10 protein-coding genes are annotated in these 10,146 nt (G+C 37.0%); 5 read left to right on the plus strand and 5 right to left on the minus strand.

The features are described from left to right. Positions 1–10 precede the first annotated feature (10 nt). The 4 genes from C4F49_RS14335 (at position 11) to C4F49_RS14350 (ending at position 4,459) form a co-directional block, all read left to right on the plus strand. The gene (locus C4F49_RS14335) at positions 11–1,453 is read left to right on the plus strand and encodes a CBM96 family carbohydrate-binding protein (RefSeq protein ID WP_196936532.1); all 1,443 of its coding nucleotides are present in this window, start codon (positions 11–13) and stop codon (positions 1,451–1,453) included. Positions 1,454–1,458: 5 nt separating this feature from the next. After that, complete coding sequence (locus C4F49_RS14340; protein ID WP_231388322.1) at positions 1,459–2,223, plus strand: glycoside hydrolase family 16 protein; 765 nt, start codon at positions 1,459–1,461, stop codon at positions 2,221–2,223. A gap of 120 nt (positions 2,224–2,343) precedes the next feature. Then, positions 2,344–3,087 carry a 6-phosphogluconolactonase gene (locus C4F49_RS14345; RefSeq protein ID WP_196936533.1) on the plus strand — a complete coding sequence of 248 codons (744 nt, stop codon included), beginning with the start codon at positions 2,344–2,346 and terminating at the stop codon, positions 3,085–3,087. A gap of 181 nt (positions 3,088–3,268) precedes the next feature. Continuing rightward, complete coding sequence (locus C4F49_RS14350; RefSeq protein WP_196936534.1) at positions 3,269–4,459, plus strand: exo-beta-N-acetylmuramidase NamZ family protein; 1,191 nt, start codon at positions 3,269–3,271, stop codon at positions 4,457–4,459. Positions 4,460–4,502: 43 nt separating this feature from the next. Here C4F49_RS14350 and C4F49_RS14355 read toward each other — a convergent pair whose 3' ends face one another. The 5 genes from C4F49_RS14355 to C4F49_RS14375 form a co-directional block, all read right to left on the minus strand. Beyond that, complete coding sequence (locus C4F49_RS14355) at positions 4,503–4,745, minus strand: hypothetical protein (protein ID WP_196936535.1); 243 nt, start codon at positions 4,743–4,745, stop codon at positions 4,503–4,505. Between the two features lie 104 nt (positions 4,746–4,849). Then, on the minus strand, positions 4,850–7,075 hold the full coding sequence (locus C4F49_RS14360) for a S41 family peptidase (RefSeq protein WP_196936536.1): 2,226 nt from the start codon (positions 7,073–7,075) through the stop codon (positions 4,850–4,852). A 242-nt stretch (positions 7,076–7,317) separates the two neighbouring features. Further along, positions 7,318–8,553: a DUF5689 domain-containing protein gene (locus C4F49_RS14365; RefSeq protein ID WP_196936537.1), complete on the minus strand. Its 1,236-nt coding sequence runs from the start codon at positions 8,551–8,553 to the stop codon at positions 7,318–7,320. Between the two features lie 12 nt (positions 8,554–8,565). Beyond that, positions 8,566–8,727, minus strand: a complete 162-nt coding sequence (locus tag C4F49_RS14370; protein WP_196936538.1) for a hypothetical protein — start codon at positions 8,725–8,727, stop codon at positions 8,566–8,568. Positions 8,728–9,151: 424 nt separating this feature from the next. After that, a complete protein-coding gene (locus C4F49_RS14375; protein WP_196936539.1) occupies positions 9,152–9,334 on the minus strand; it encodes a hypothetical protein in 183 nt (60 codons plus the stop codon). A 303-nt stretch (positions 9,335–9,637) separates the two neighbouring features. Here C4F49_RS14375 and C4F49_RS14380 point away from each other — a divergent pair. After that, positions 9,638–10,146: erythromycin esterase family protein (locus tag C4F49_RS14380; RefSeq protein WP_196936540.1), on the plus strand; the 509-nt coding region annotated here is incomplete at its 3' end.

Genomic DNA, 10,146 nt, shown 5'->3' on the forward strand with positions numbered 1-10,146 from the left:
CATACCTATTATGCAAAATATTAATTCTATAACACGGTTTTTAGCAATGATGGTGGCCATAGTGGTCACCGCCAGTAGCTGTGAGATCCAAGAGAATTTTGATTACGAACCTTCCGGCGTGGATGGGAAGTTGGAAATGACTGCTTGGAGCTATATCCAACAAAATGATTCGCTGGCTTTTCTCGAAGAGGCGATTGTCTATGCCGAGTTGGAAGAACTTTATGAGGCGGCGACATTGGACCGTACGTTTATTATTCCAACAAACAAAGCATTCAGGACTTACCTAAAGGACAATGCTTACACGTCTGTACAGGATATTCCCCTGCCGATTTTACGGAACTTATTGAAATACCACGTGGTGAATTCGCGCGTTATTTTTACAGATCCTACCTTGATGCCTAACAATCGTCCGATCGCTTATGATACCGAAAATGGACAGCTGATGTACTTGTCTCATGCAAGTAATTTTATTGGATTGATCAATGAAGGCACGAGCATTCAATGGCAGATCACTACCTCAAATCTGGAACCTACGAATGGCGTTATTCACGTGGTGAATGCCGTGGTTTATTATTCCGTTCCGACAGGAGATTTAACGGTCAATCCGGATTTGGTATTGGATACAATCTATGCCATCAATGATGCATTTGTTAATGGGGGAGCCGAATCCACCAAAAACTTTGGAACAAATCCTTTGTTGCGCGTTAAACACGTGACCAATAATGGCGATTATGACCGCAAAGCATTTCTGATGTTTAATCTAGATGATTTCAAAAAAGAAGGTGTCGTGACGGATATGCGTTTTCAGATTTCTGTCTCTTTTACGCACGCAAGAGGATTGCCTTTGGATCTGTATGAAACACCGAGCACCACTTGGTCGGAGTCTAGCCTGAACTTTACGAATGCAGTATTTCCAACAACGCCACGAATCGCACGCGTGACAACAGCCAGCGTTCCAGCATTTAATTTTGACATTACGGATTATTATAAAGCTAGAACTTCCGCAGGTCGCGTATCCTTTATGATTGAAGGAGCAACGGGTGCTGACGAAACCAATGATTTGGCATCCAAAGAACATGCAACATTAAAACCACCGATGCTGATTGCAACTTTAGCTTCGGGCAATAGCAGTTTAGAAATATTGACGAAAAATGATATTTCTGTCGCTTATGGAGGTGTTTTTGTCTTTAGCAACGATGTGCTCGAAATTGACGGAGCTGCTGCCGGAGATATAATTTATACGATTGAATCCGTGCCAAAAAATGGCTGGTTGATCAAAGGCGCTAGCACATTGCGCGAAGGTGCTAAATTCACGCAATTGGATATCGAGCTGATGAACCTGTTGTTTATCCAAGATGGTGTGAACCGTACGCCAGATGGTTTGGTGGTTACTGCGCGCGACCGTGCAGGAGCCATTATAGAAAATATCGAATTAAAGATTAACGTACAATAACAGCTATGCATAAAGTCCTATTAGTAAGGCCATTCACATCCATTCTTATGTTGCTGGCTATTGTACTTAGTTCATGTTCTTCGTCCTCAGCAATTGAGGATGAAGAACTTCCTAAGCCTACAGATCGGATTATCTCCTTCTCCGGCTTCCAATGGGTAGTTCGGACTTCAGGAACCGCAAAACTCGGTCCTGGCCCGAATCTGTTTTCTGATTCCGAAGACAATGTCTGGGTCGATGATCAAGGTCGCCTGCACCTGAAGATCGTTCAAAAGGGAGGATATTGGTATTGCTCTGGAATTACCTTGCGCAACAGTTTTAGCTATGGAAAGTACATTTTTTATGTCGCTAGCGATGTCAGTAAATTGGATCAGCATGCGGTTGGCGGTTTATTCACGTACATGAACGACAATGAAGAAATTGATATTGAATTTTCGAAATGGTCGAATCCCGACAATATGGATTCTCAATTTGCCGTGCAGCCTTCCGAGCGCGCAGGAAATAAAGTTCGCTACGATCTGAATCTGCTGACGGATAAATCTACGCACGCCTTTAATTGGCAACCTGATTATATAGATTTCTTTAGTGTTCAAGGTCATTCGGCTACGCCAAATGCATCCAACCTAATCCAAGAATGGAAATATTCGGGCACGAATATTCCACCGGATACGGACGAGCGATTAAAAATCAACCTTTGGCTGTTTCGCGGTCAATCTCCATCAGATGGAAAGGAGCAAGAAATGATCATTGAAAAGGTTGAATATATAAAATAGGCTTTGTCGCAAATAAAAAGGAGATCAACCTAAACCTATTTTTCACTGATCTCCAGCAATTAAATTTAATAAAGTCGAAAGGCTACTGGATAACACATATATATAAATACATAAAAAAACATGTCAGAATTAGATAATCAAATTCATGTCTTTTCAAGTGCAAAGGAAGCTGGCGAAGCAGCCGGCAAGGCCGTAGAACAGCATTTAGTTCATTTACAGCAAGAGAAGAAAAGCATTCGTATGATTTTTGCAGCGGCGCCTTCTCAGCAGTATTTATTGGCTTATTTAGCCAACTCTAAGCGTATCAAATGGGAAGAAATCACTGCATTTAACATGGATGAATATGTAGGCCTTCAGAAAGATGCTTCGCAATTATTTTCGAAGTTTCTGGATGATCATTTGTTTTCAAAAGTCAATCTCCAGCAAGTGCATACCATCGGTACGCAGGATGCGATCGACGAAGAAATTGTGCGGTACGCAGCGCTCATCAATGAAGATATCATTGATGTTGTTTGTTTGGGTATCGGCGAAAATGGGCATTTAGCTTTTAATGATCCTCCGGTGGCTGATTTTGAAGATTCCGAAACGGTTAAATTAGTCGAGTTGGATCTGGTCTGCAGACAGCAACAGGTGAATGATAAATGTTTTGCGGAGATTGCAGATGTTCCGAAAACGGCATTGACCTTGAGCATCCCAGCTTTATTGAGAGGAGAAGCTTTGTTCTGTGTTGTCGTTGGAAAGCACAAAGCAGAAGCGGTCAATCAAGCGATTTATGGACCTATAGATTCGCAATGGCCAGCTACAATCCTTCGAAAGCATGATCACTGCCAATATTATTTTGATACGCTTGCTTTTCCGAGTTAGGGGTTTACGGATTTTAGCGATGAATGCAAATGTTGATAGCAGCTATAAAGGTTTTTTACTTTTGAATTTTTCTTTTTTACTTTTTATCGTTACTTTAGTTTACGAACAAACGATCTAAACTTATCGATACACAAAGTAAATAATTCGTTAAGATCTTCAATTTGTAGACAAATCCTAGCTTATGAAAATTAATCCAATCATTTTCTCCTTATCGCTTTTCTTGCTGATTTCTAATTCCGTTTTTTCTCAAATCCGTACTGGAGCAGATCAAACTGAGCACTATCTAAGTTATTTGAAGGGGAAGCGCATTGCTATGGTGGTCAATCCGACTTCAAGGATTGGTAACCAATCGATTGTTGACAGTCTTCATGCGCTAGGTGTGAATATTGTTAAAGTTTTTGGTCCGGAGCATGGTTTTCGTGGAGACGTCGGGGCGGGAGTGAAGGTGAAGGATGCGGTTGATCCTTTGACAGGAATAAAAATTGTTTCCCTATATGGCAAAACCAATAAGCCAACAAAGGAAATGCTCGCTGATGTCGATCTTGTCATTTTTGATATCCAAGATATCGGAACACGGTATTTTACCTATATCGCGACCATGCATCGCGTGATGGAAGCCTGCGGGGAAAATGGAAAGGAATTGTTGATTTTAGATCGGCCAAATCCGAATGGTTATTTTGTGGATGGGCCAATACTGGATATGGCATACAAATCGGATATCGGTATGCACCCAGTTCCGATTACGCACGGCATGACGGTAGGTGAATATGCGCATATGATCAATGGGCAAGGTTGGCTTGCTAATGGAATTGTCTGTAAAATAAAAGTGATTCCGATGCAGAACTATAGGCATGATCTGGAATACATTCCGCCAGTGAATATGTCGCCAAATATCAATACTAATCAAGCCATTTTATTGTATCCATCGACCTGCTTATTTGAAGGAACTATTTTAAGTGAGGGGCGTGGCACTCAATTTCCATTTACGGTTATTGGCAGTCCTGCGTTAAAAGGAATTTATTCATTTTCATTTACTCCTGTCATGATTAAAGGAATGAGCGCAACGCCAATTTATATGAATCAAGAATGTTTTGGCCTAGATTTACGGCAAGTTGATCTGAAAAAATTAAGGGAATCAAAACGCATTAATTTATCATGGCTAATTGAGCTATATAACAAGCACCCGAATAAAGATATCTTCTTCGATAATAAACAGAGCAAAGAAATTGTTCCATTTGAAAAATTGGCCGGAGGAAATGTTTTGAGAGATCAGATTATCGCCGGACTAAGCGAAGATGAGATTCGCAAAAGCTGGGAGCCAGGTCTTCAAGCGTATAATAAAATGAGAGCGCAGTATTTGTTGTATCCTTAGCAAAAGCGACAATTCTATGCTGATAGATTGTAAAGCTGGCTTTTTAAATTGATGTATTCTTGTTAGCAAAAAGTTTCTTAGCGTCGGAATGAGGTTTTAGTTTTTGATTATCTGCTTCAAAGATACCCTGTTCAATAGACTTCTTTTCTTCATCAGATATGGAATCCCACCATTCCTCAGTTTCATCATTTTTGAAATTAACTAATTTCTCGATGATTACATCATCTTCTAAGGTAGATAACCATTGGATGAGTTCTATTTTTTTGTCTAACAATTTAGAATCCATTTCTTAATAAGATAAGTCTGACTATATCGAATTTACAAATTTAATTTAAAGATTTAGTCTACTAAATCGGTCAGATTCCGTTATAATGGAGAAGGATAATAAAATCATTCCTCATTAAGTATCTGAATAGCTTTTTCTAAGACCTCGTCTTTGCCTTCTTTAATGCCTTGGATTGTGGGCTTGACTTCAATATCTGGAACAATTCCAATGCGCTGAGTTCCTCTTCCGTCAGGATAATAGATTCCAATTCCACTTATAGCTGTCCTGATTCCGCCGGGTAGATAGAAAAAGGAAATATTTCCATCAGCGGCTGCAGTTGTTGAACCTACTACGCTAGCATTCGGGTGTGTTTGATAAGCCATTGCATGATACTCAGAAGAACTTTGTGAAATTTCATTGACTAAAATCAACACTTTTCCCTTATAATAATCGTCATTTTGTTTGCCTGTATGTAGCGCTTCAGACCAAGAAAATGTTCCCGCGCTATTGATACTTCCAAAGGTGAATTTAACAAATGGAGTAGGCTGAGGCAGTAAATAATTGCTTAATTCAAATATAGGAAAGTCTGAGGGATAATTTCTATTATCAATTATCAAACCTTTGGTGTTTTTTAAATCCTTCCAAAACTCTTTTACGTGACTTTTTTTAAGAGAACCATTGTTTATATAAGCAATGTCGGAGTTTAATAGTTTAAAGCTGGTATCTGGAGCATTCTGATAATAAATATTTAAATCTTTATCTGAGTATGTGTTTAAGTATGCTTGTTGAATCTTTTTGTCCCTGAAAAATTCTACAGAAATAACCGTATCATTTGACCGAAGAAGGTTATTGGAGATATCCCTGAGCTGAGTTGCATAATTAGATGCAGGTGTAAATTTTAATCTGTCTTTTATGAAATTTTCTGTAGAAACTCCATTTACCTTCGTGATGATATCACCTAATACCATACCGCTTTGCTTAGCTAAATTTTCGTTGTAGAACCCCGTCACGACGGCTTGACCTTCAATAAATGCTGTCTTTACAGGAGTATAATAAAGACCAAAATACTCATTTATAGGTTTATTGTAAGCCCAGATATTCGCATGTGTATCATGAATCCGACCTATTAGTTCCAATACAGTTAATGCGTATTCAGTTTCATTTTTGGTATTTTCGAGTTTAGGGATAAATTCTTCCAAGACATTTTTCCAATCTTCTTCTATCAAATCTTTATACGGAAAGAAATATTGGATTACATTCCAATATCGGTAAAGAGCCAATAGACGGTAGCCTAGATCTGGAAAAGCCATGGAGCTATACGCTTCCTCATTTTTAAACTCCGGATTACCAACACTTGGGTGCATTCCGATGTAATAATGCTCGTTCGCTCTCTCTGAAGACTTTATTTTTCTGAGTAGCTCTACAAGCTCTTCAGATAGATTCGAATCATCAATCCAATTTAAGTCTGGTTCAGATTTTAAGTTTTTTGATACAGGCTGACTATTTAAATTTCCATTAACTTCCCCCAAAGCGCTGATCCATTCAACAAAAAGCTTATCCCTTTCATTTTTATTCTTTGTCTTCAATACCTTAGGGAGAACTCTAAAAAGCTCATAATCCCAATTGTAATTTCCTTTGGCGATTGATGGATGATAATATTTTAGAAAGCCCCAGATTAATCCTAGAAATTTTAGGTTTTCAATGTTGTTTTGATCCATTGATATGGATGATATTTTTGACCCTGTGTCAAATTCCTTATCCTGTTTTGCAGGAGCTATTGTTTGTTGAATTGGAGTTAATTCTGCGATGTCTTTACCATCAATGGTTACAGCAAAGTCGTCTACCCACATTTTGCCTTTTCCGACTAAAAGTGCACCGATAAAAATATTTGATGTTTTCTCAGGATTCAAATCAAGCGTTATCTCATATCTCGTCCAATCTGTAGTTCCTTTTATGCCCTTATTTGACATATTATCAAAAGCAATGCTTTTTTCTGATGAACTTGTGGGGTCAATTCTCACCCATAATCCTGCATATCCTTCAGTAACATTTTCTGTTTTAACAAAGGCAGAGACTGTAATTTTCTTGCCAGAATAATTTGGCAATACGCTGAAAATGGATCCAAATCCTTCTCCTGATGAATAGGTTATGGAAGTAGCGTATTTTCCTCCATATACTTGCGTTGAGTCTATTTGTAGTACATAATCTTTATTTAAAGAAAACTTCCAGCCAATAGGAACATTATTTTCGATCAACTCAAAACCAAACAATTTTGAAAAATCATTTTTTTCTTGACCGTATACAATTAATGACAAAAGCAAGAACAGGCACGTTATGGAAAATGGCTTCATATTTTGGGGGTTTTTAAAAAACAGGTTTTAATTATTGCATTTGTTAGGTTCAAAGGGAATGGACTATTCCGTCTATGGTTAATAGATAAAAGACCTAAAACGAATTTACAATAATTTTAAAAAGAAATCATCCTATTTTCCTAGAAATAGATAATTTACATCAAAAATGCGGGAATGTTTCCCGCATTTTGGTATAGTGTGATGAACTGAATTAAATAAAAACAGCATAAAAATTATTTGTCTTAAAATCCAAACTCAACTTTATCAATTAAAATTGGAATATGCCTATCGTCTCTACTTGTAGATATTCCAGATGTCTTTCTGGAGGAGAGATTGATAATCTCAATAATCGGATTTTCGAACCATTGTGAAGCATTTTCTGATTCAATCCCTAAAGCTCTGATGTCTTCTAGTGTCGTTGGAATTAAGAATGTTGCTGTGAAAAATTTTCCATTTTCTTTGTAAGCCTCAGAAGCGGCAATAAGGTAATTTTTATTCTGGCCAAAAGGAGTTGTCAATCCCCACTCATCTTTTTCTCCTTCGGTACTAATCGGGAGTGCTAGTCCAACTTTTATCTCATCAACATTCGTAGTGAAAGGCAAAACATTTACACGAATCAGTCCATCTGTTCTACTAATCTCTGAAAATTCGGTGTAGCCGATAGCTTGGCTGCCAGCAAACGTAACTTTAATAACCTTCACGCCTTTTAAACTCAACTTATTATTGTTGTTCACTCCTAAACTTGAGTACATCGAATCTGTAGGAATATAAGGGTACAATTTATTTGCTTGAGTAAAGTTTGCATCATTTTTATCAGCTAGCTGCTTAATCGCTCCATATCTCCGATCTCCATACCAATTAGCAATTGATGTAAATAGTTCGGATTGCAAACCAGATAAATGAACATTCGGAAATTCCCAAGTCGTAAAATCATCTGTTACAAATTGTAATGCGTTGAAATCAGCAAGGTTTCTTGGAGCTATGCTCATCTTACCATCGATTACTCTTAAAATTCCGGTTAGATCGATAAAATCTTTAGGTGCCTCAACCTTCGCAAAACTAGCGTCGGTTTTTATGTCTACTTCTATATCTCCTGATATATCCTTTAGTAGGATGTCGCCGTTCAGGTTATTGGTAGAAGAGATTAGCATTCCAGCATTGATCGTGACCAAAGAACCATCTAGTTTATCTTTATTTGCTTCTAAATAAGCTAGGCTAGTAATTTGTGGAGCAATTTTTTCTAGATCAATTTTTTTGGCTTGTTCATTTGGCACATCTGTTAATGCAAGTTCTCCATTTGCTTTGCTAAGTGTCGTGTTATAGATGTTAATTTCTACAGCATCATCGATTGAATAAGCGTGTTTTTCTTTAAAAACAACTCTTATTCCCTCGAGATTATCGCCTTGCTGTACATACAAGGTTTTATCGTCTATGTTTTTTGCGTTCTTGTCGGAGATAACTGATCCTTTTATAGCCAATTTATCCGTTAGTTAGATTGCATTATCCAAAAATTTACGTTTTACTTCTGAGATAGCAATCTGATCTAGAGGTGCTACTTCTGGAGGAATTATTGGCCCATTTTCATTTTTTTTGAAAGAAAACAAAAGAATTATAGATAGAATAATTAAAAATACTTTTTCTAGACGCATCATAAAATCATATATTTTGGTTTAAAATATTTCTTTTTAGAAAATATTATTTTATATAAAGATATATTTATTCTTCAAAGGTTTAAATTAAAATGCAATTAAGTTTAAATTTGGTGTTTAACGGATGAAAGTCTGATTGGATATGTAACAAAAAATCTCTTCAATTTTGTTGAAGAGATTTTAAGTACAGGAGAGTTTAAATATGTCGACCTTCGTAGATGACTATGAAGATATTTTACATTCAAAGGATATGGCATAATCGTGATTATTATTGTAAGGTGTTCAAATACAATTTTCTATGCAACACTGTATGTCTTCAAACTAAATTAGACACGTTGGTCTTAATCCTTAAGGAGTCTTTCGAGTTATAAATTTATTAATTTTTGTTGATTGTACAATTTTCTTCGTCTTTGTATTGAAATCGTTTTTATCCGTTTTTTTCGGTGATTCGCTCAGGTCTTCCCCAATAGACATCGGCGGGCGTCAGGTTGTTCAGCGATTCATGAGAGCGGTGGTTGTTATACCTTATCCACAAACTTCCCCAAAGCTCCGATAAGTTCTTTAGGATGGTAAAATTAACTTTACCACGTCTTTCATTGTTCTGTGACACCGTTCAATTTTCCCTTTGTCTGCGGATGCATCGGTCTTCCGTGTACCTGTTTCATCTTCAACTCCTCTCTCATATAGTTTTTCAACTCGTTCGAGACATAACAAGGGTCGTTGTCAGAGAGCAGCTTCGGTTTGGCTTTTTATTTTAAAGATTTAGACATAGCTGGGATTGTTGATTTTCAAATGCGCGAAGAAAATTTCTTGACTCAGGCAATCTTTCAAGAAAACTTGAACGCTATTAGATATTTTTATGGATTAAAGAAATGTTTTTCATCCTATAGAAGGTAGCAGCAAAATTTTGTCTATGGGTTACATTATAACTATCTCTATATTATTACTCTCAAGTATAACTAATGTTTGTTTGGGTCAAAACTTGCCGAAAAAAGATTTAGATGAAATTTTGAAGAAAATTGAACATCATTCAATAATCGGCCTGGGAGAAGCGGAACATTTTTACACAGGATATTATAGGGCAAAGATCGATATCCTTAAACATCTTATTCAAAATGAGTCAATTGATGTCATTGCTCTTGAGGCTTCGATAAATGTCACGGCGCTTCTAAATAAATATATTAACGGGGACGCTATGCTGGATGTGCCCAATACGTTGATTTTTCTAAATGAACCATATTCGTTGCAAAAAGCAGGGTTGTATAATTGTGTGGAAATAGTTGAATTGATCGACTGGCTGAAAGATTATAATACCCACCACAATAAAAAAATAAAATTGGTAGGAATAGATTTCCAAAATTATTCTATTCCCCTTGAAAATTTAAAAAACCAAGCTACATATAGGCAACGGGAAAAAATTAG

The sequence above is a fragment of the Sphingobacterium hungaricum genome (genome assembly GCF_015210005.1).
Taxonomy (GTDB): domain Bacteria; phylum Bacteroidota; class Bacteroidia; order Sphingobacteriales; family Sphingobacteriaceae; genus Sphingobacterium; species Sphingobacterium hungaricum.